The organism is Meiothermus rufus DSM 22234 (genome assembly GCF_000423425.1).
Taxonomy (GTDB): domain Bacteria; phylum Deinococcota; class Deinococci; order Deinococcales; family Thermaceae; genus Meiothermus; species Meiothermus rufus.
The window spans coordinates 14,656-33,954 of sequence record NZ_AUHY01000030.1 but is presented as its reverse complement, the minus strand read 5'-3'; the positions used below and the strand labels follow the sequence as shown (position 1 = coordinate 33,954).

The 19,299-nt window shown below is 63.8% G+C and carries 19 protein-coding genes and 1 pseudogene; 10 read left to right on the top strand and 10 right to left on the bottom strand.

Annotated elements, in window-relative coordinates:
• Both G552_RS0107165 and G552_RS0107160 read left to right on the top strand, forming a co-directional pair.
• Positions 1-193: pseudogene (locus tag G552_RS0107165) on the top strand (IS701 family transposase); the annotation flags it as partial.
• Positions 194-237: 44 nt separating this feature from the next.
• Positions 238-1,827, top strand: a complete 1,590-nt coding sequence (locus G552_RS0107160; RefSeq protein WP_027882421.1) for a gamma-glutamyltransferase family protein — start codon at positions 238-240, stop codon at positions 1,825-1,827.
• Between the two features lies 1 nt (position 1,828).
• Here G552_RS0107160 and G552_RS0107155 read toward each other — a convergent pair whose 3' ends face one another.
• The 3 genes from G552_RS0107155 to G552_RS14945 all read right to left on the bottom strand — a co-directional run bounded on the left by G552_RS0107155 (position 1,829) and on the right by G552_RS14945 (position 4,463).
• Positions 1,829-2,035: a dodecin gene (locus G552_RS0107155; RefSeq protein WP_027882420.1), complete on the bottom strand. Its 207-nt coding sequence runs from the start codon at positions 2,033-2,035 to the stop codon at positions 1,829-1,831.
• A 67-nt stretch (positions 2,036-2,102) separates the two neighbouring features.
• Complete coding sequence (locus tag G552_RS0107150) at positions 2,103-3,116, bottom strand: MBL fold metallo-hydrolase (protein ID WP_027882419.1); 1,014 nt, start codon at positions 3,114-3,116, stop codon at positions 2,103-2,105.
• A 72-nt stretch (positions 3,117-3,188) separates the two neighbouring features.
• Positions 3,189-4,463 (bottom strand): metal-dependent hydrolase family protein, encoded by a 1,275-nt coding sequence (locus tag G552_RS14945; RefSeq protein ID WP_051195723.1) that lies wholly within the window; start codon positions 4,461-4,463, stop codon positions 3,189-3,191.
• 93 nt (positions 4,464-4,556) lie between these two features.
• Here G552_RS14945 and G552_RS0107140 point away from each other — a divergent pair, with 93 nt between their 5' ends.
• Both G552_RS0107140 and G552_RS0107135 read left to right on the top strand, forming a co-directional pair.
• Positions 4,557-6,380, top strand: coding sequence for a 2-oxoacid:acceptor oxidoreductase subunit alpha (locus tag G552_RS0107140; RefSeq protein WP_027882418.1), 1,824 nt, complete (start codon positions 4,557-4,559; stop codon positions 6,378-6,380).
• 12 nt (positions 6,381-6,392) lie between these two features.
• Positions 6,393-7,436 (top strand): 2-oxoacid:ferredoxin oxidoreductase subunit beta, encoded by a 1,044-nt coding sequence (locus tag G552_RS0107135; protein WP_027882417.1) that lies wholly within the window; start codon positions 6,393-6,395, stop codon positions 7,434-7,436.
• Between the two features lie 2 nt (positions 7,437-7,438).
• On the opposite strand, the gene G552_RS0107130 is transcribed toward G552_RS0107135, so the two are convergent.
• The 3 genes from G552_RS0107130 to G552_RS0107120 are packed head-to-tail and all read right to left on the bottom strand — an operon-like array spanning position 7,439 to position 10,606.
• Entirely contained in the window at positions 7,439-8,224 is a 786-nt protein-coding gene (locus G552_RS0107130; RefSeq protein WP_245575138.1) for a YdcF family protein, read from the bottom strand.
• A gap of 9 nt (positions 8,225-8,233) precedes the next feature.
• Positions 8,234-9,820, bottom strand: a complete 1,587-nt coding sequence (locus G552_RS0107125; RefSeq protein WP_027882415.1) for a sensor histidine kinase — start codon at positions 9,818-9,820, stop codon at positions 8,234-8,236.
• A gap of 3 nt (positions 9,821-9,823) precedes the next feature.
• Positions 9,824-10,606, bottom strand: coding sequence for an RNA methyltransferase (locus tag G552_RS0107120; protein ID WP_036270430.1), 783 nt, complete (start codon positions 10,604-10,606; stop codon positions 9,824-9,826).
• 100 nt (positions 10,607-10,706) lie between these two features.
• Between G552_RS0107120 and efp the strand changes: the two genes are divergently transcribed.
• The 5 genes from efp to G552_RS0107095 all read left to right on the top strand — a co-directional run bounded on the left by efp (position 10,707) and on the right by G552_RS0107095 (position 14,656).
• A complete protein-coding gene (gene efp / locus G552_RS0107115) occupies positions 10,707-11,261 on the top strand; it encodes an elongation factor P (protein WP_027882413.1) in 555 nt (184 codons plus the stop codon).
• A 117-nt stretch (positions 11,262-11,378) separates the two neighbouring features.
• The gene (gene accB / locus G552_RS0107110; protein WP_027882412.1) at positions 11,379-11,873 is read left to right on the top strand and encodes an acetyl-CoA carboxylase biotin carboxyl carrier protein; all 495 of its coding nucleotides are present in this window, start codon (positions 11,379-11,381) and stop codon (positions 11,871-11,873) included.
• 62 nt (positions 11,874-11,935) lie between these two features.
• On the top strand, positions 11,936-13,279 hold the full coding sequence (gene accC / locus G552_RS0107105) for an acetyl-CoA carboxylase biotin carboxylase subunit (protein WP_027882411.1): 1,344 nt from the start codon (positions 11,936-11,938) through the stop codon (positions 13,277-13,279).
• Positions 13,280-13,375: 96 nt separating this feature from the next.
• Positions 13,376-14,002 (top strand): zinc metalloprotease, encoded by a 627-nt coding sequence (locus tag G552_RS0107100; RefSeq protein ID WP_027882410.1) that lies wholly within the window; start codon positions 13,376-13,378, stop codon positions 14,000-14,002.
• Positions 14,003-14,656, top strand: coding sequence for a site-2 protease family protein (locus G552_RS0107095; RefSeq protein WP_084640393.1), 654 nt, complete (start codon positions 14,003-14,005; stop codon positions 14,654-14,656).
• Here G552_RS0107095 and G552_RS0107090 read toward each other — a convergent pair.
• From G552_RS0107090 to G552_RS0107080, 3 genes are read right to left on the bottom strand one after another with little or no spacing between them, the layout of a single operon-like run.
• The gene (locus G552_RS0107090) at positions 14,642-15,442 is read right to left on the bottom strand and encodes a deoxyribonuclease IV (protein WP_027882408.1); all 801 of its coding nucleotides are present in this window, start codon (positions 15,440-15,442) and stop codon (positions 14,642-14,644) included. The genes G552_RS0107095 and G552_RS0107090 overlap by 15 nt on opposite strands.
• On the bottom strand, positions 15,439-16,020 hold the full coding sequence (locus G552_RS16000; RefSeq protein WP_027882407.1) for a septal ring lytic transglycosylase RlpA family protein: 582 nt from the start codon (positions 16,018-16,020) through the stop codon (positions 15,439-15,441). The genes G552_RS0107090 and G552_RS16000 overlap by 4 nt, the downstream gene beginning before the upstream one ends.
• Complete coding sequence (locus tag G552_RS0107080; RefSeq protein WP_027882406.1) at positions 16,017-17,060, bottom strand: M24 family metallopeptidase; 1,044 nt, start codon at positions 17,058-17,060, stop codon at positions 16,017-16,019. Before G552_RS0107080 ends, G552_RS16000 begins: the two co-directional genes overlap by 4 nt.
• Before the next feature lie 65 nt (positions 17,061-17,125).
• On the opposite strand from G552_RS0107080, the gene G552_RS0107075 reads away from it, so the two are divergent.
• Positions 17,126-17,872 carry a hypothetical protein gene (locus G552_RS0107075; RefSeq protein WP_245575137.1) on the top strand — a complete coding sequence of 249 codons (747 nt, stop codon included), beginning with the start codon at positions 17,126-17,128 and terminating at the stop codon, positions 17,870-17,872.
• Here the strand turns inward: G552_RS0107075 and glmU are convergent.
• Entirely contained in the window at positions 17,856-19,256 is a 1,401-nt protein-coding gene (glmU, locus tag G552_RS0107070; RefSeq protein WP_027882404.1) for a bifunctional UDP-N-acetylglucosamine diphosphorylase/glucosamine-1-phosphate N-acetyltransferase GlmU, read from the bottom strand. The genes G552_RS0107075 and glmU overlap by 17 nt on opposite strands.
• Between the last annotated feature and the right edge of the window lie 43 nt (positions 19,257-19,299).

Below are 19,299 nucleotides of genomic sequence, written 5' to 3'. Positions count from 1 at the left end.
GGAGCGGGCCCAGGTGAGGAAGGCGGTCTCCATCCTGCGGCACCTCCTCCTGGCTTTGCGGGCCTTCCTCCGGCTGGAGGTCTACCGGCTGCGCAGGGGGGTGAGCTGGTACGAGGCCAAGGCGTCCATTGTTCGCGAGGCAATACGAAGTTATCTCGCCCATCCCCTCCACATCCTTCAGCCAACTGCGTAAGTCCTAAGTATTTTTCGCTAGCTCTACGAGAAAGGACTTTGACTATGAATCTCAACCAGTATCCCTATCCCTCCCGCCGCAATGTAGTGGTGGGCCGGCGAGGGGCGGTCGCCACCAGCCAGCCCCAGGCCGCTTTGGCCGGTATGGAGATGTTTTTGGCCGGGGGCAACGCAGTGGATGCTGCGGTGGCGGCGGCCATTGCCCTTACCGTCCTCGAGCCCACCTCCAACGGCATCGGTGCCGATGCCTTCGCCTTGGTGCACGATGGCCAGAGGCTTCATGGCCTAAGCGCCTACGGCATGAGCCCGACAGGACTGGACTTCGCTACCTTTGCCCAAAGCGGCCAGGTGCCCACCCGGGGCTGGCTGCCGGTTACGGTGCCGGGGGCTCCTTCGGCCTGGCGGGAGCTACACCAACGCTTTGGCCGGCTTCCCTTTGAAGCGCTTTTCCAGCCAGCCATCCGCTATGCCGAGGAAGGCTTTGCCGTAACCCCCGAGACCGGACGCAACTGGCAGCGCATCGAGGCGGTGTACGGCCCCCTCGAGGAGGCCTGTTTCCAACCCTTCAAGAGGGTGTTTATGCCGGGAGGCCGGGCTCCGCGGCCTGGGGAGGTTTGGTATAGTCCGTCCCACGCCGCTACCCTGCGGGAGATTGCCCGCACCGGGGCGGAGAGCTTCTATACCGGTAGGCTGGCGGCGCAAATCGCCGACTTCGCCGCGGCCACTGGGGGTTACCTGACCCGGGCCGATCTAGCGGCCTACCGTTCGGAGTGGGTGGAACCCCTTTCGGTGCGCTACCGGGGGTTGGAAGTACACGAGATTCCTCCCGCCGGGCAGGGTATAGCCGCCCTGATGGCTCTGAAAATTCTGGAAGGCCTCGAGCTCGAAAAATATCCGCGCGACTCCATGGAGAGCTTTCATCTCCAGATCGAGGCGATGAAGCTGGCCTTCGCCGACGTGCAGAAATATGTAGCCGATCCGAGCTTCATGACGGTTTCGGCAGTCGACCTGCTCGACAGCGAGTATCTTTCCCAGCGCCGCGAGCTGATTGGAGAGCGAGCCCTTCCAATTCAGGCGGGGGCTCCAAGGGGGGGCACCGTATACCTGTGTGCGGCGGATGGAGAGCTGCAGGTTTCCCTTATCCAGTCCAACTACATGGGCTTTGGTTCAGGGATTGTGGTGGACGGTACTGGCATCGCCCTGCAAAACCGGGGGGCCTGTTTTGTGCTCGAGGAGGGCCACCCCAACCGCTATGCCCCGGGCAAGAAGCCTTTTCATACCATTATTCCGGGGTTTCTCACCCGTGAAGGTAAACCCCTAGGGCCTTTTGGGGTGATGGGGGGGCATATGCAGCCCCAGGGGCACCTCCAGGTGGTGGTGAACCTAGAGGACTACGGCCTAAACCCCCAGGCCGCTTTGGATGCGCCCCGCTGGCAATGGGTGCGCGGTCTGCGGGTGGAACTCGAGCCCACCACGCCCCCTCATGTTGTCCAGGGACTACGCGAGCGCGGCCACGAGGTGATCTTGCAGCCGGAGTGGGCCGCTTTTGGCCGGGGACAGATGATTCTCCGAAAGGGCCCCGCCTTCCTGGCCGCCAGCGAGCCCCGGGCCGACGGTCTGGCCTTGGCCTGGTGAGCTACTCCTCCAGGCGAAAGCCCACCAGCAGCGTGACCTGGTAGGCGCTCACCTGGCCGTCGCTCAGGCTGCCGCGGATCTCCTTGACCTCGAACCAGTCCAGGTTGCGCAGGGTTTGGCGGGCCCGGGCCAGCGCCACTTGGATGGCGTCCTCGAGGCTTTCCGAGCTACTGCCTACCAGCTCTACCTTCTTATAGACCTTGCTCATGGGGGCCTCCTTCCGAACAGCCACGGGAAGCAGCGGATCACTTAAGGGGCCTGTTTCCCGGGATGCTTTAGATTGTAGCCCCCCTTAAGCTCTTGCGGTAGTGCACGATGCCTTCGTGCTCGAGCCGCTCCACCCTGCCTTGGGCTACCAGGTACTCCAGGTGGGCCAGGGTCTCCGACCAGGCGAAGCGCCGCTGGATGGGGTCGAGGGGGCCCGGGAACAGCCGCAAGGAGAGTGTCCAGCAGGTCTGGGGCGTTTCACTCAGGAACTGGTACAAGTCTTCCAGCCGCTCCTGGTGGTGGGCCTTGAGTTCGGCCACCCGCGCGTCTATTGCCTCGATGGGGCCATAGTGCCCGGGTAGGGCCAGCCGGGCACCCAGGCGGGCGGTTTTTTCCAGCGACTCGAAAAAGCGTTCTAGAGGATTGGGAAAGGTATAGGCCCAGACGCCAATATTGGGGGAGATGCGCTCTAAAATCTGGTCGCCAGCTAGCAGTACCCCGTCCGTTTCGCGCAACAGCATGGCGTGGCCGTCGGCGTGGCCGGGGGTCCAGACTGCACGGAAGGGCATCCCCGCCAGCCTTAGGGTTTGTCCGTCGCTGAAGGTGTGCAAGCGCTGGGCGGGATGTACCCGGCTGCGGGTTTTGTTCATCTGCTGGGCCAGGTCGTCCAGGTAGTCCGCCGGCACCCCGTGTTGCTGGAACAAGGCCAGCCCGGCCTGGGTCATCTGTTCGGGCTGGGTCCAGAAGATGTGTCCCCGGCTCTTTTCCACATCCAACATCCACACCTGGGGGCCTTGGCCCTCGAGCCACCCTGCCAGGCCGTAGTGGTCGGGGTGGTGGTGGGTGATGACCAGGTACTCGAGGTCGCCGAAGCCCAGCCCGTGCTCCTCCAACGCGGCTTTTAGGGCCTGCCGGGCGGGGGTAGTGTCCAGGGCGCAGTCTAGCAAAACCGGTCCATCCGAGGTGTTGGGGTTAGGGCGCAGCAGATAGCAGTTTACGTATTTGAAAGGGAAGGGAATCGGTACCGGAATGGCATAGATACCGGGGGCCACCTCGGAGGACAGGTGAATCGCACGGGCCATGGAGGGATTGTACCAAGTCAAACTTTTTCCCGAAGGTGGGTTGCGTGGCTCTTTGGCCAAAGAGGGGTCTCATTATGCGGTTTTTCCCAACTGGCCGCTTGGGGGGGGGATGGCCTCGAGGTAGACCCGCCCCCCCTTGATTACCAGCTGAAGGTAACGTTCGGGCTGGGTCAGCACCCCCAGGTCTTCCAAGGGGTTTCCCGCCACGGCGATCAGGTCGGCATAGGCCCCGGGAACCAATTCGCCCAGCTGGCCCTCGGCCCGCAACAGCCGGGCGGCATAGAGGGTGGCGGCCCGGATGACCTCGAGGTTGGGCTGCACCTGGGCCCGTAGGGTGAACTCCTGCAGCTGGTGGCGATGCATGCTCCCTAACAGGTCAGTGCCGTAGGCCAGATTGACCCCCGCGCGGTAGGCCAGCTCGAGGGCGGCCAGCCCCTTGTCCAGCACCAGGTCTATTTTGTGGGCTACCTCGCGGGGCAACCCGGCGGTTACCCCTTCTTGGGCTAGGGCCTGGTAGGTGACCAGGGTGGGCACCAGCCAGGCTCCGTAGCGCAAAAACCGCTCCACGCTGCTTTCATCGATCAGATTGCCGTGCTCTATGCTGCGTACCCCGGCCTCTAGGGCGCGGTTGACCGCGCGGGCCGTATAGGCGTGGGCCATTACGTAGAGGTCGGCCATCTCGGCCTCTTCCACCGCTGCGGCGATTTCCTCGCGGGAGAACTGGTCGTTGGTCAGGCGGTCGGTAGGTGAGGCAATGCCCCCGCCTAGCATCAGCTTGAGCTGGTCGGCGCCCCGGCGGATCTCCTCCCGGGCGGCCCGGCGCACCTCCGGCACCCCGTCGGCCACCCGGCCAAAGGCCACCGGACTGCTCACGGTTTGTAGGGCCTCCTCGCCTGGTCCCCGCACATCGCCGTGCCCCCCGGTCTGGCTCAGGGCCCGCCCGCAGATGTAGAGCCGGGGCCCCTCGAGAAGCCCTTCCTCGACTGCCCGCTTGAGGCCAAAGTCGGCCCCGGCGGCGTCGCGTACAGTAGTGAAGCCCCGCCGCAGCATCTCCCGCATGATCTGGGCGGCGCAGAGGGCGTTGTAGTGGGGTGAGGCGTTGCTCAGCTCGCGCAGGTTGGCGGTCCAGGCCATCACGTGGACGTGGGCGTCGATCAGCCCGGGGAGGAGGGTCAGGCCGCGCACCTTGAGCACCCGCACCCCCGGGGCCTGGGCCTCGGGGGCCGGGGCTTCCATGGGCTCGAGGCGCGCGATTCGGCCCTCCCGCAGCACCACCCGCTGGTCGGGCAGCAACCGGCCCGCGCGCACATCCAGCACCGTAGCCTCTTCCAGTAGCAAAGGCGCCATGCCCAAGTCTAACTGGGCTCTTTGATTCAACCAACCGCCCATTTTTTCGGTAGGATAAGGGCACAGACCAAGCTTTGGCCTGTAGGAGGTGTCATGAGCGTTCTGGAACATGCGCAGATGGCCCAGCCCGCCATCCAGTCCCCCATCGTCAACGACTTTTCGCTGGTGGTGGCTACCGCCAACGGAACCGGAAGCCAGACCGCCAACCTTACCCTGTTGCGGTCGTTTTTTAAGCTAGGCATACCGGTACACGGCAAGAACATCTTCCCTTCCAACATCCAGGGGATGCCCACCTGGTACCACATCCGGGTCAGCCACCAAGGTTACGTGGCCCGCAAGCCCTCGGAGATTCTGGTGGCCTTCAACCCCGCCACCGCCCAGGAAGACGTGGCCGCACTACCTAGCGGGGGGGTTTGCCTATACCACACCGAGATCAAAAACCTGCCCCAGCGCTCCGATCTGGTCTACTACCCCATCCCCGCGGGGGAGTTCTTGGCCGGAATGGACATACCGGTCAAGCGTAAGCCCTACCTGGCCAACATGGCCTACGTGGGGGTACTGGCCTGGATGCTAGACCTGCCCCTCGAGGTGGTGGCGGAGGCCCTGGGAGCTCAGTTTGCTCAGCGGGCCAAGCTGGTGGAGAGCAACCTCGAGGTGGTGCGGCGGGCCCAGGCCTGGGCGGCGCAGAACCTGCAAAAGCGAGACCCCTACCGCCTCGAGCCCATGAACAAAACCGAGGGCCTGATCTTAATGACCGGCAACGAGGCCGGAGCCCTGGGGGCGGTCTTTGGGGGGGTGAGCGTGGCGGCCTGGTACCCCATCACCCCCTCCACCAGCTTTATGGATGCTTTGAAGGAGTTCCTGGCCCGGCTACGCAAGGACGAGCAAGGTCACCCCACTTATGCGGTGGTGCAGGCCGAGGATGAGCTTGCTGCTGCTGGCATCGTGATGGGGGCGGGCTGGGCCGGGGCCCGGGCGCTAACCGCCACCAGTGGCCCGGGCATCAGCCTGATGGCCGAATTTGTCAGCTACGGCTACTACGCCGAGATTCCTGCGGTTATCTGGGACATCCAGCGGGTAGGCCCCAGCACCGGCCTACCCACCCGCACCAGCCAGGGCGACCTGCTTTTTACCTACTACCTGGGCCACGGCGACACCAAGCACCCCGTGCTGCTGCCCTCCTCCATCGAGGAGTGCTTCGAGTTCGGGTGGAAGGCCTTTGACCTAGCGGAAGAACTCCAGACCCCGGTGTTTGTGCTTTCCGACCTGGATTTGGGCATGAACAACTGGATGGGCCGCCCCTTCGACTACCCGAACCAGCCCCTGCAGCGGGGTAAGGTGCTCAGCGCCCAAGAGCTTGAGGCCCTGGGGTATTTTGCCCGCTACAAGGATGTGGATGGCGACGGCATTCCCTACCGCACCCTGCCGGGCACCCCGCACCCTATGGCGGCCTATTTCACCCGTGGCAGCGGCCACAACGAGCAGGCCCAGTACAGCGAACGTCCCGAGGACTGGGTGCGCAATATGGCCCGCCTGGCCCGGAAGTTCGAGACGGCCCGCAAGCGGATGCCCCCGCCGGTGATCCAGGCCCATCCCCAGGCCCGTATTGGTCTTATCGCCTTCGGCACCACCCGCTACGCCATTGAGGAAGCGCGCGACCGGCTGGCGGAACGCCTGCCCACCAGCTTCCTGCGCCTGCGGGCTTTGCCCATCGGCCCCGAGGTGGGCGAGTTCGTGGCGGCCCACGAGCGGGTCTACGTGATTGAGCTCAACCGCGATGGCCAGCTTTGCGCCATCCTGCAAAACGAGCTGCCCGAGCTGGCAAGCCGCCTCTATCCCATCGCCTACCTCGATGGCCTTCCCCTTACCGCCCAGTGGGTTCTCGAGGAGCTTTTGAAGCGGGAGGCCCTACAGTAAAGGAGCCCGAGTATGGAAAACCCTCTTCCCACCACCGCCCCTAAGCTCAACCTAGCCGGTCTAAGCAAGAAAGACTACGACGGTGCTCCCAGCACCTTGTGCAAGGGCTGCGGCCACAACAGCATCTCCAGCCAGATCGTCCAAGTGGCCTTTGAGCTTTCCTTGCGGCCTCACCAGGTCATCAAGCTCTCTGGTATCGGCTGCTCTTCCAAGTCGCCGGCCTATTTCTTGGGGATGTCCCACGGCTTCAACGCCCTGCACGGTCGCATGCCCAGCGTGGCCACTGGGGCCTTGCTGGCCAACCACACCCTGCGGGCCATTGGGGTTTCGGGCGATGGCGATACCGGCAGCATTGGCCTGGGCCAGTTCAAGCACCTCATGCGGCGCAACCTGCGCATGGTCTACATTATCGAGAACAACGGGGTATACGGCCTGACCAAGGGCCAGTTTTCCGCCACCGCCGAGGAAGGGCTGCGCCTTAAGTATGCGGGAGAAAACCCTTTTCCACCGGTAGACCTGTGCCTCGAGGCCTTGGTCGCGGGGTGCGGCTTCGTGGCCCGCAGCTTCGCTGGGGATGCCAAGCAGGTGCGCGAGCTTCTCAAAGCGGCCCTCTCCCACCGGGGCACGGCGGTGCTGGACATCATCAGCCCCTGCGTGACCTTCAACAACGAGGACGACAGCCCCAAGAGCTACGGTTACGGTACTAAGCACGAAAAGCCCCTGCACGAGCTGGGTTTCATCCCCCCGGCCGAGGAGATCGCCATCGAGCCGATGCAGCCTGGCGAGTACCGCCTGGTCGAGTTGCACGATGGCTCGCGCATCGCCCTGCGCAACCTCGAGGCCGACTACGACCCCACCGACAAAACCGTAGCCCTAAGGCGCCTGCTGGAGGCCCAGGAGAAGCAGGAGTTCATCACCGGTCTAATCTACTACAACCCTCACCGGCCTAACCTGGCCGAGGTAGAGGGCCTGCACACCCCCCTGGCCCACCTCTCCCCTGAGCAGCTACGCCCCAGCCCGGCTGCCCTGGCTGCCGTCTTGCAGGACTACGCCTAACCCTACAGCCAGCCCCGCAGCCGGTAGAGCCCCAGCCCCAGGTATTCCCGCACCAGCGGGGTCAGGGCCAGGAGGCGGTCGAAGGGCTGGGCCAGAGCCCGGTCGAAGCGGGGCTCGCTCGAGGGCACGCTCACCACCTCCAAGCCCAGCCGGCGGAAGGCTCCCACTGCGCGGCGGCTGTGGGCCGGGGTGGTGACCAAGAGTACCCGCTGCCAGCCTTGGCGCTGGGCCACCTCAGCCACGGCCAGGGCCTCGGTGCGGGTGGTACGCATCTGCGGCAAGAGCACCACTTCCGGGCCAGCTATGCTGTACAGCGCCCGCACCCGCTCCAGGGCCACCCGCCCTAAGGAAGGGCAGCGGCTATCGCCGAAAATCTCCCCTACGGTGTCGGAAAGGGTGAGACGGGGGGCCCAGCCAGCCTGCCAGAGTTCCAGGCCCTTTTCCAACCGGGCCAGCGAGCTGCCTTCCAGCTCGCCTGCCCCGCAGTGCATCCCCCCACCCAGCACCACAATGGCATCGGCGGGCTGGGGTTGTTGCCGTACCTCGAGCCAGCCCAAAAGCCAGGCGGGAAGCGGGGTAAACAGGATCAGGCCCACCAGCAAAGCCAAAGTGGCGGCGCCCCCCAGCAACAGGCGGAAGGCGGGCGTCCAGAGGCCGCACAAAGCGCCAGCCAGCCACAGCAAACCCAAAGGGCCCGGCGGCAAGCTGGGGTTGAGCAGTAGGCCCAAAGGCAGCAGCAACAGGCTTAGTCCAGCGGAGATGCCGAGGCGCGTTTTCCACCAGGCCATACTTCCATCCTAAAAGGGCAACTCGGCCCGCACGCAGGTACCTTGGCCGGGAAGCGAGACCACTTCGAAACGCCCCCCCCGGGCCTCCACCCGCTCGCGCATCTGGGTTAGGCCGAAGCCTCCTAGGCCCCCTGCGGCCCCCTCGGCAGTGAAGCCTTTGCCATTGTCGCGTACCTCGAGCACCCCACCCCGCTCCCCCAGGGGGGTGAGGGTGACCTGAACCAGGCTGGGCCGGCCATGTTTGGCGGCGTTGGTTAGGGCCTCCTGTAAAACCCGGAAGAAGACTAGCTCGGAAGCCTGGGAGAGCTCGAGCCGCTCCGGCAGACCAAGCCGCACCCGGAAGCCGGCCTGCTCGGCGAAGGCGCTGGCGTAGCGTCGCACCGACTCCAAAAAGCCATAGCGCTCGAGGTCGATGGGGCGCAAGGCAAAGATGCTGCGCCGGACTTCGCGAATCTGGGCCCGCAGGGTCTCTTTGACCTGGGATAGTTCCTCCAAGGCCCGGGAGGGATCGGTTGGCAAGAGGCGCTCGGCCAAGTCGAGCTTGAGGGCCATAAAGGCCAGGGCCTGGGCGATGCCGTCGTGGATTTCCCGGGCGATGCGGTTGCGCTCCTCGGTCAGGGCCAGCTCCTCCGCCCTCAGGTAGGCCTGGGCGTTGCGTACCGCCAGGGTGACCTGTGCAGCCAAGAACCGCAGGAAGGCCATTCGTTGGCGTAGGTTTTCTGCTTCCCCTTGCACCAGCAATAGGCCGATAGGGCCCTGCTGGCGCAGCGGTATGGCCAGCAGGTTGTCCTGTACGAAGGTGGGGGCCTCGAGGGCCTCCTTCCAGCGCCCTTCAGGAGCAAAGGCGTGCGGGGGCAGGGCCAGGTTGTGCAGCACCTGGGGTTGGAGGAAGTGCTCCTCGTCCAAAAGCAGCACCCCTCCGCCCTCGGCCCCAGCCCAGTCCAGAATGCGCTCCAACAGGCGCTCCAAAAGCCGCCCCAGGTTGGCCTCAGCCCGCAGGGCCTGATCCACCTCGTAGAGGGTGAGTAGATCCCGGCTGCGGGCGCGTACCGAGTCCAGGGCTCCGGCCACCTCGGCTACCAGTACCTCCAAAAAGTTCTTTTCCTCATCGCTCAAGGGCCGGGGGAGGGCCACCTCGAGCTTCCCCGCCATTCCGGGTAGCGGCAGGGCATACACCGGCCCTGTTTCTCGGAAACCAACCGAGGTAGCCTGTACCCCCTCGAGGCTGAGGGCGACCTCCATGCCCAGGGCCTGGGCGGCCTCCTGTACCACCGCGGCCAAGGCCTGCTCTAGGTTTTCGGCAGCGGAAGCCTGCTTGAGCACCCGCTCGATGGCCTCCAGGCGTTGGTTGGCCACCTCTAAGGCTCGCTGGGCCCGTTCGCGTTCCTGTACCTGCTGGGCAATCCACTCTAGGGTCATCCAGGTGACCAAAGGGCCTACCAGGCCGTAAAAACCCAGCCTTAGCCAGAAGGCCGCGGGTTGGCCTTGGAAGGGCTGGAGGGAAAGTTCAAAAAGAACCACCACCAACGCGATAGCCAAAGGCAGAACCAGCCGGTACAGCCGAATGAGCCGGAACAGGCTAGGGGCGGTTTCCATAGCTCACCTTTCCTCAGGCTTGGGGTCGGTTTTGCGCCGCCCGTGCTGGGCGTACCAGCGGCTTTGGTGCAGGAAGCCCCGCAAAAATTGCACCTCGGCAGGGGTTAGCTGGGCCTTGTGCAGCAGCCGACGGAAGCGCCGCATCGCGTAGGGGAGCCGCTTCTCATCGGTAAAGCCAATTTGGCGAATGTAGTTTTGCAGATCGTCGAAGAGCCGTTCCAAGGCCTCCCGCTCGGCCAGGGGGGCCGGGGCCGGCTCGGGAGGATTGTGGGCAGCCCCAAAGACCTCGTAGCACAAAAGCAGTACAGCCTGGGCCAGGTTTAGGCTGGCCTGCTTGGGCGAGGTGGGGATGCGCACGATGAGCTGGGAAAGATCGATCTCCTCCCGGGTCAGGCCCGAGGTCTCGCGCCCGAAGACCAAAGCCACCCGGCCCTGGGGGGCCACCTCGGCCACACGCTGGGCCATGGTTTTGGGCTCTACCAGTGGGCCGGTGTAAATTTCCCGCTCGCGCACGGTGGTGCCTACCACCAACCGGGCTTCGGCGGTGGCCTCGCGCAGGGTTTGTACCACCTTGAGGTTATCCAGTATCTCCTCTGCCCGCACCGCCAGGCGGTAGGCCAGCGAGCCTTGGGGGTGGAGAGCCAGGTCTTGCTGCACTCTTGGCTCGGGGGCTACCAGCCACAGGTCGGTCATGCCAAAGTTTTGCATAGCCCGTGCGGCGGCCCCTACGTTCATGGGTTCTTGGCTGCCCACCAACACGATGCGGATGTTCTCCAGCCAGTTCATCGGCTTTAGCCTATGGCAGGGCGGGGTGGCCTTGTCAAACGCCCGCTTTTTTTTGGCCGCTTCATCGCGTAGACTTTTCCTTTGGGTACGAGGAGGTTGGATGATTAGCGTTACCGATCTGCGCAACGGAACCAAAGTCAAGATGGATGGCGCCTTGTGGCAGTGCATCGAGTACCAGCACCAGAAAATTGGGCGCGGTGGGGCCAAGGTGGTGGCTAAGTTTAGGAATCTCGAGACCGGGGCCATTGTGGAGCGCTCCTTCAACTCGGGGGAGAAACTCGAGGACATCTACGTTGAAACCAAAGACCTGCAATACCTCTACCCCGAGGGCGACGAACTGGTCTTCATGGATCTGGAAACCTACGAGCAGTTCCACGTCCCGCGCAGCATCTCCGAGGCTACCCGCTTTCTCAAGGAGGGGATGACCGTACAGGGGGCCATGTACAATGGCCGTCCTCTGGACATCACCCTGCCGGCCTCGGTGGAGCTCAAGGTTATCGAGACACCCCCAGGGGTGCGGGGCGATACGGTCTCGGGGGGGAGCAAACCCGCCACCCTCGAGACCGGGGCCGTGGTACAGGTGCCCCTCTTTGTGGAAAGTGGGCAGGTGATCCGGGTAGATACCCGCACCGGCGAGTACCTGGGGCGGGCCTAAAGGCTTGCTGCCCAACGGCGCCGCCTTTCGGCGGGGCCGTGGCTTTTTATACCAACCTTGCACCGGGCCGTATACTTCTATAGGCCAAGGTGCTGCAGTAGAGTTTCGGAGGTTGTCATGAATACAAAGGAACTCAAGTCTATCCTCCAAGCCTTGCAAGAACACGAGGTGTCCGAGTTGACCCTCGAGACCCCCGATTACAAGCTAACCGTCAAGCGCGGGGGTGAGGTGCAGGTGGTGGCTGCGCCCACCCCGGTGGTGGTGCCCACGGCAGCCCCTGCACCGGCGCCCACACCCGAGCCGCTGCCGCCAGCCGTGCCTGCCCCTACGCCTGCTCCTAAAAGCGAGCCCCCCAAGGAAGACACCAGCCGCTACGTCGAGGTTAAGGCTCCCATCGTGGGTACCTTTTACCGTGCACCCTCGCCCGATGCCGAGCCTTTCGTGAAGGAAGGGGATACGGTGAAAAAGGGCCAGGTGCTGTGCATTATCGAGGCTATGAAGCTCATGAACGAAATCGAGAGCGAGGTGGCCGGGGTGGTGCGCAAAATTCTGGTGGCCAACGCCGAGCCAGTGGAGTACGGCCAGGTGCTGTTTTTGATCGAACCCGCCTAAGCTCGCGATTGAACCGGGTAGCAGGGCTTTAGAAAACCGGCCCACTACCGTTGGAGTGCGATATGTTCAAGAAAATCATGGTGGCCAACCGAGGGGAGATTGCCCTGCGGGTGCTCAGGGCGGCCCGGGAGCTGGGGGTGAAGGTGGTGGTGGCCCATAGTGAGGCCGACAGCCAGTCTTTGCCGGTGTTGCTGGCCGACGAGGCCATCTGCATAGGGCCCCCTCCCTCGGCCCAGAGTTACCTCAACATCCCCAACCTGCTCTCGGCGGCGATTATCTCCGGGGCCGAGGCCATCCATCCCGGCTACGGTTTTCTGGCAGAGAACCCCCAGTTTGCCGAGATGTGCCGCGACCACGGGATTGTCTTCATTGGCCCCACGCCAGAGTCGATGCACAGCCTGGGCTCCAAGGCCGGAGGGCGGGCGATTGCCGAAAAGGCCAATGTGCCGGTGGTGCCGGGAACAGGGGTGTTGCAATCGGTGGAGGAGGCCCTCGAGGCCGCCGAGGCCATCGGCTACCCGGTGCTCTTGAAGGCCAGCGCCGGGGGTGGGGGCCGAGGCCAGAAGGTGGTGCGTTCGGCAGAGGAGATGAAGAAGGCCTTCGCCCAGGCTCAGGTGGAAGCCCAGAACTACTTTTCCGACCCCGCCATCATCTTGGAGAAGTACATCGAGCTGTTCCGCCACGTCGAGGTGCAGGTTATGGGCGATGGCAAGGGGCATGTGGTGCACGTGGGTGAGCGGGATTGTTCCATCCAGCGGCGCAACCAGAAGCTCATCGAGGAGGCCCCTAGCCGGCTCGAGGAGTCCCTGCGCCAGGAGATTCTGGCCGCGGGGGTGCGGCTGGCCCAGTATGTGAACTACCAGGGGGCGGGTACCCTCGAGTTCATCGTAGACCCCGAGGGCCACTACTACTTCATGGAGATGAACACCCGCATCCAGGTGGAGCACTGCGTTTCGGAGATGATCTCGGGCCTGGACCTAGTCAAGCTCCAGATTCAGATTGCTGCCGGGGAGCCCTTTACCCTGCGACAGGAGGACATTCAGCTGCGGGGCCATGCCATAGAGTGCCGTATCAACGCTGAGGATTATGAAAAAGACTTCCGCCCCAGCATCGGCAAGGTGGAGACCCTGCACTTTCCTGGGGGCCCCGGGGTACGGGTGGACTCGCACCTTTACGCCGGCTATAGCATTCCCCCCCACTACGACTCCCTGGTGGCTAAGCTCATCACCTACGGCGAAAACCGCGAGGAGGCTATCGCCCGGATGCGCCGGGCCCTGAGCGAGACCGTTATCGAAGGGCCTGGCCTCAAGACCACCGTGCCCTTTCACCTCAAGGTGATGGACAACGCGTTTTACCAGCGGGGGGTGGTTTTCACCAATTTTGTCAGCACCCGCCTACTGGACTAAAGGAACCTGCGGTTTGCCCTTTCCAAGGGCTTGGAGGCGCTCAATGGAGGGCCGGGTATTCGCCCAACTGGGCCGAACCCGTAAACTGGTAGCGGCATGTTCTTCTTCGAACTTCTCGGTAGAGATCCGCTGGCCTATCTGGTAGCCTTCGCCGCTGGGGCTTTTGGCCTGGTGGTGCACAACCTTTTCCAAGCCTATCTGGCCGACCGCTACAAGGACGGCGACCCGCGTCGCTATGGCTTCCTAACCGTGGAGCCTCGGGTACACCTGGACGGCTTGGGCCTTTTGTTCTTAGCCTTGATTGGCTTTGGCTTTCCTAGGCTGGTGCCCTGGCGGCTTTTTGGCCCCAAGGGGGCCCAGGTGGCCTTGATGGGGCCGCTAGGCTTTTTTGTGGCGGCCTTTGTCTACATCCTGCTGGGGCGGCTTTTGGAGGGCCTGGGGCCAGCCACCTCGAGCATCGCGCTGGGGATGCAGGTGGCGGGCTCGCTGATGATCGGCCACGCCGCTGTCTTTCTATTCCCGGTGCCGCCTTTGGATGGAGCCCGGGTGGTCTATGCCATCGGTAGCATAGAGGCCCGGCGCTTTATGGACCAGCTCCAGAGTTATGGCTTTATAGGCTTCTTTCTCATCTTCCTGGTGCTGAACCTAAGCGGCATCCTACCCGCCATCCGGGCGGGCCTGAGCGGCCTGCTCAACAGCCTGTTTGCCGCCATGGGCTTATAGATGGGCTTGCTTCCCCTGTTGCAAAGCGATCCCCTGGCCTTTGGCCTGGTGGTGCTGGTGTTGATGCTTTCCCTGGCCCTGCACGAGTGGGGCCATGCCGTTACCGCGCTTTGGATGGGCGACCCCACCGCAGCCCAGCAGGGCCGGGTGACCCTCAACCCCCTCAAGCACCTCGAGCTTATCGGTTCCCTGATGATTTTATTGGTAGGCATCGGTTGGGCTAAGCCAGTGCCTATCTATCCACCCAACTTTCGCCACTACCGCCTGGGGCTTTTGGTGGTTTCGCTGGCTGGCATTGTGATCAATCTGTTGATCGCTACCTTGCTCGCCTTGCTGCTGCGCTGGATGTTGGACATGGGCTACCTATACAACCCCAGCGCCTTTTGGGCGATGGTGGCCAGGGCCGCGGTGGTGGCGGCCAGCATCAACCTAACCCTGGCGGTATTCAACCTGCTGCCCATCCCCCCGTTGGATGGTTCTAAAATCGTGCAGAGCTTTCTGCCCCTGCGCTGGCACCCCTTCATCTGGCGCCTGGAGGCCAACCCCACCTATGCGGTGGTAGCTTTGCTGTTGCTGCTGACGGTGCTGCGCCAGCCCTTGGTGGGGTTTCTAAGTGGCGTGCGCCAGCAGTTTTTCCAGCTATTTGGCCTCTAGCCAGCTTCGTAGCACCCGCAGGTTGTGGTTGTCCTCCCGTGGGCCTCGAGGGGTTTCCAGGATGAAGACCTTGTCCTGCAGGCGGGGATCGAGCAGCAAATTTTTCAATTCTTCGCCCATCTGGCCTTCCAGCAGGTTGGCGTGGTGGTCTAGCTGGGAGCCCCGCTGGCCTACCGAGTCGTTGAGGTGGATCACCGGAACCCGCTCTAACCCTACGCTTCTTTCCAGCTCTTCCAGGGCTTCCCCCAGGGTGTACCCTGCGGCAAAAGCGTGGCAGGTATCAAAGCAGACGCCCAAGGGGCTGTCTTCAACCAGCTCGGCCAAGGTGGATAGGCGGGCTCCCAGTTTTTCTCCTCCGCCGGCGGTATTCTCCAGCAGGAGCCAAGGCCCGTTCCGCCCCAAACCAGCCAGCTCGCGGGCCCGGAGGGCCCCGGCCCGGGCCCGTTTTGGTGAGCCTGAACCAGGGTGCACCACCACGTACTCGAGGCCCAGGGTCTGGGCTTTGGCTAGGTCGTCGGCCAGGCTGAACACGCTCTTCTCCCACAGCTCGCCCTCGGCCGCTAGGTTGACCAGGTAGGAGGCGTGGATGACCCCCGGCAGGTTGCCTAGGTTCTCCTTACGGCTGCGGAAACCCTCCACCTCGCCAGGCCGCAGGCTGCGGGTTTTCCAGCTACGGGGGCTTTTGGCGAAGATTTGTAGGGCGCTCAGCCCCAGGGATTGGGCCTCCTCGAGGGCCCCGGCCATGCCGAGCTTCCCAGCAATGGAGAGGTGAAAACCGTACTTCATCGCAGAATCTCCAAACGAACCTGGGCTACCCCCTGCCGCAGGATGCCAAGCTGGCGGGCCGCCGCATAGGAGAGGTCGAGGATGCGCCCCTGGCTATAGGGGCCCCGGTCGTTGATGCGCACCACCACACTGCGGCCATTGTGCAGATTGGTTACCCGCACCCGGGTGCCGAAGGGCAGCGTGCGGTGGGCTGCGGTCAGGTGAAACTTGTTGAACCGTTCGCCGCTGGCAGTGCGCCGACCGTGGAAACGGCCTCCGTACCAGGAAGCCCGGCCCTGCAAGCCCAAAGGCGGGGTTTTGGCCTCGAGGGGGGCCGGGGGCAGGGGGAGGAAGACCCAGGGGAGGGGTTCTTCCAACGGCAGTACCTCGAGGTTCATGGGATCCCAGTCCGAACCGGGGATGTGGAGCGCCACGCCTACCGGCAGGGGGTCTTGGATCAGGCCGTTAGCCAGCATCAGCTCGGCCACCTGCACCTGGAATAGTCGGGCGATGCGCTCCAGGGTATCACCTGGCTGCACCACATAGCCCTGGCCCAAAGCTAGCCCGCTCCACAGCAACAAGGCCAACCAGCGCTTCATAGCTCGATGAGCTGCTTGGGGCTTTGGGAGAGCACCTCGTGGCCTTCGGGCGTGACCAGCACCAGATCCTCGATGCGGCAGCCGGCCTGGTGGGGGATATAGACCCCCGGTTCGATGGTCACCACCTGGCCAGCCTCGAGCACCTCCTCCGAGCCCTGCCCTAGACTAGGCCCCTCATGGATGAACAGGCCCACCCCGTGCCCCAGCCCGTGGGTGAAGTACTCCCCGTAGCCCCAGCGGGCCAGGTGGTTGCGGGCCAGGGCATCGAGTTCCTGCCCTTGCCGCCCCGGGGCCACTGCCTCCAGGGCCAGGGTCTGGGCCTCCAGCACGGCTTGGTACATGGCGCGTAGCTCCGGGGAGACCTGGCCTACCGCCACCGTGCGGGTCATGTCGGAGCAATACCCCCCCACCACGCAGCCAAAATCCAGCGTGACCAGCTCCCCGGCCTGGATGACCCGGGGGCTGGCCCCCCCGTGGGGCATGGCGCTGCGCTCGCCCGAGGCCACTGTGGTGCCGAAGGCCATACCCTCTGAGCCGTGTTTACGCAGGAAAAACTCCAGCTCTAGGGCGATATCGATTTCGCGCACCCCCGGCTTAAGGAAGGACAGGATATGGGCAAAGCCCCGGTCGGCCAGGGCCGCCGCCTGGCGGATGTGCTCAATTTCCCCAGGGTTTTTCTTTTGCCTTAGGCGTTCAAATACCCCGCGGGTAGGGACGAATGTAACCTGGGGAAAGTCTTTCTGGAAGCTTTCCAGGGTGGCGATGCTCAGGTGTTCGGCCTCGAGGCCCACCCGCCCCTGAAAAAACTCGGCCAGAAGTTGGTTCATCTGGCTGCGCCGGAGGAGAATCCGGTGGGGTAGGGGCTGCTGCTCGGCCTCTACCCGGTAGCGCCCGTCGGTGATCAGGGTTGCCCCAGTGCGGGTAATGACGATCTTGGCGTCCTTGCCCTCGACAAACCCCGAGAGGTAGCGGACGTTGTAGGGGTTGGAGACGAAGAAGGCGTCGAGCTCGAGTTCGTCTAGCAGGCTCTGAAAATCCACCCTCTGACTTTACCCCATGGCTTGGGCTCATGGAAGCCTACAGCGGCTGTGCTAGTTTGGTAACGATGGGGATACGAAGCTTAGCCTGGATGATGGGGGCCCTGCTTTTGAGCCCGGCTTTGGCCCAGGTGACCCCTGAGGCAGCCCAGCTTCTGGAGCGGGGCCGCAACGTTTTGGGTGGGCCGGCTCTAGCCAACCTGCGCACCTACCGCGAGGTGACCGCCTATACCTACTTCACCCCCGAGGGCCGGGAGGAAAGCCGCATCGTTACCCTGCTGCTGATAGATTTTGCCAACCAGCGGGTACGCTTGGAGATCTACGACCCGGAGAGCCTCAAAAACCCTAGCCCCATTCCCCTAGCCCTGCAGCAGTACAGCCCCCAGGAGAGCTTTTTCTGGAGCCGGGAGACCGCCTTGCGCCCTTTGCCTCCTCGGGAGCGCGAGGTATTGCGCTCGAGCCTCTTTACCGGCTGGCTGGGCCTCAAGTACGGCAGTAGCAACCGCGAGCGGGCCAGTGTAGCCCAGGGCAGCCTGCGCGACCGCTCGGGCCGCCTGCTTACGGTCAGCACCCAGGGTTGGGTCAGCACCTACCTGTTTGCTGCCGATGGCTTGCTCTTGGGCGAGCGCCTGGTGATTCCGGGGGTCGGGGAGAGCATCACCTTTTTTTCCAACTACCGTAGTGTAGAAGGCATCCGCCTGCCCTTTAGCTGGGAAAACTACCTGGGGGGTACCCTGGCGGCCAAAGGGGAACTCCTCGAGGTTGAGGTCAACCCCTCCTTCAGCGAGGCCGACTTTTTCAAGCCGGTTCGTTAGGGCTTTTTTGCCCTTCGGTCCGCTTGCGTTTCATGTAGCCCTCGATGTTGCGCTGGCGTTGGCGGGCGATGGCCAGGGCGTCCTCAGGTACATCCTGGTTGATGCAGCTTCCTCCGGCGATAAACGAGCCATCGGCCAGGGTGACCGGGGCGATGAGCAGGCTGTTGGAACCTACAAAGACCCGCTTGCCGATCTGGGTACGGTGTTTGCGCTCCCCGTCGTAGTTGGCGGTGATGACCCCGGCCCCGATGTTAGACCCCTCGCCCACCTCGGCATCGCCCAGATAGGCCAGGTGGCCAGCTTTGGCCTCTTTGCCCAGGCGGGCGTTCTTAAGCTCGACAAAATTGCCCACATGGGCCCCTTCCTCCAGATGGGCCTTAGGGCGTAGGCGGGCAAAAGGACCGGCGTCGGCCCTGCTGGCGATGTAGGCCTCCTCGCAGACGGTGTGCGACTTGATTTTACCGCCGGCCTCTACCACCGTGTCGCTCAGCACCGCATAGGCCCCTACCTCCACCCCCTCGCCTAGGCGGGTGTGGCCCCGCAGGATGACCCCCGGCCACAGGGTGACGTCGGGAGCTAGCTCCACACTGGGCTCTAGGTAGATGGTCTCGGGCTGGATCATGCGTACCCCCTGGCTCATCCAGTAGGCCCGTAGGCGGGCGAGCAGCACTCGTTCGACCTCGGCGAGCTGGGCCCGAGAGTTAACCCCCAGAAGTTCCCCAGTATCCTTGGACTCGAGGGAGACCACCTTCTGCCCAGCCTGGCGGTAAATCCGGATCAGGTCGGGTAGGTAGTACTCCCCGGCGGCGTTGCGGTTGTCTACCTGGGCCAGTTTTTCCCACAGGCTCGAGTCGAAGCAGTACACCCCAGGGTTGATCTCCCGGATGGCCCGCTCCTCGGGGGTGGCGTCCTTTTCCTCCACGTTGGCCAGGATTTCGCCCTGTGCGTCGCGCAGGATGCGCCCATAGCCGGTGGGGTCGTCCAACCGCATGGTAAGCAGGGCCATGCCTGCCCCGCTTTGCCGCATGGTCTCGACCAACCCGGTAAGGGTTTCGACCCGGGTGAGGGGGGTGTCCCCCTGGGTGACCACGATAGGCCCAGGGAAGCCCTCTAGCAGGGGTCGGGCCTGGGCCAGGGCATGGGCAGTGCCCAACTGTTCTCTCTGCACCACGAAGCTCAGGTTGGGGTAGGCGGCAAAGGTTTGGCGAACCTGCTCGGCCCCATGCCCTACCACCACCACCACCTTTTTTGCCCCGCTGGCAAAAGCCGTCTCGATACAGTAGCCCACCAGGGGTTTGCCCAGCAGGGGGTGGAGCACTTTGGGTTGTTTGGATTTCATGCGGGTGCCTAGCCCCGCCGCGAGGATAACCACAGCGTGTGCCATGCCACGATTGTATGGCTTACCCGCCCTTTTGGGGCTAGCCGGG